The following is a 1,165-nucleotide window of genomic DNA, read 5'->3' as shown; positions in this document are numbered from 1 at the left end:
CGTATACGAAGTGCAGCAGTTTGCGCATCGCTGCACAGATGATCTGCTTAGGAGCCTTGCCGTTGGCCTTCAGGCGATCCTTCATGGCGATGATCGCCTGGTTATGCTTCAACGCAACCAGGCCTGGCATGTACAGGCCGGCGCGCACGCGCACTGAGCCTACTTTTGAGATCGGCGAGCGCCCCTTGAGAAGCCCTGAGTCGTGAAGTTTAGGATTAAGCCCCGCAGCTGCGACCAGCTTGCGCGCGTCGTCATACTTGCTCAGGTCGCCCAGTTCAGCCAGCAGTCTCTCCAGCGTTCTCTCGCCGATGCCATCGATTGTCACGATCAAGTCACGCATTTGGCGCATGTCCGGATCGTCATCAATGTGTTTCTTGATCGCTTTGTGCGTTTGCGCAATCTCGGTGTCGATGTGATCGATCACCGAGTTGATCGATTCCTTGACGTTTTCGTTGGAAACTTCCAGACGATTACGCTCCATTTGCCTCATTTCCTGAAGATCATCCAGACGACGAACCAACGCCTTCAATTGACGATACTTCAGAGGTTCTGGCGCCCAGAGCCTCAATTTTTCCTGCTTTTCCTTGGCAAAGTCAGCAATTAGCTTGGCATCGCTTTTATCGGTTTTGACCCGACGTAACTCGCTGCCGGCATAGGCATGAATGGTTGCAGGGTTCGCCACGCAGACCCGATAGCCCTTGCTGTAAACGAATTCGGCCAGTTCAAGATGAAAGACAGAAGTCGCCTCCATCACGATCAGCGCAGAAGGCTCTGCTTGCTTCTGGAGCCAGGCTTCAAACTCTTTAAAACCTTTGGCATTGTTAGCCAGTTTGGCTTTGGTTTTGTGCTTGCCGTTTGGCAGGTGTGTAGCAACATCAAAGCTATGTTTAGCGACATCGACACCGACGAAACTGGACATTTCCCTCTCCCAAATCAGATCAATTGCGATCATCACTACACTCTGTCCAACCTTGCAAATGCGAGCTCACGCCAGAGACGGGCCCAAGATACCGTTCGAACTATACGAGTGAGTGCGGAGGGATGGAGCACCATCTACATTGCAGGCAAAAAGCCTAAGGAGCTGCGCGGCTTCCAGATCCCTCCCTCGATGATCAGTCGAGAACTATCGCTCCGTCAGGGGCGATAGTCGAGATACAAGGAGCTG

Annotated in this window: 1 protein-coding gene; it reads right to left on the bottom strand. The window is 52.8% G+C overall.

Annotation, left to right across the window (positions count from 1 at the left end):
* Nucleotides 1-919, bottom strand: a 919-nt coding sequence (locus tag GIW69_RS26115) for an IS110 family RNA-guided transposase (protein WP_236485672.1), incomplete at its 3' end; no start/stop codon positions are given.
* Nucleotides 920-1,165: the final 246 nt, after the last annotated feature.

This window comes from Pseudomonas syringae (assembly GCF_021605415.1).
Lineage (GTDB): Bacteria > Pseudomonadota > Gammaproteobacteria > Pseudomonadales > Pseudomonadaceae > Aquipseudomonas > Aquipseudomonas syringae_S.
Note: the sequence above shows the minus strand (reverse complement) of the source record. Positions and strands in the feature narration are given on the sequence as shown.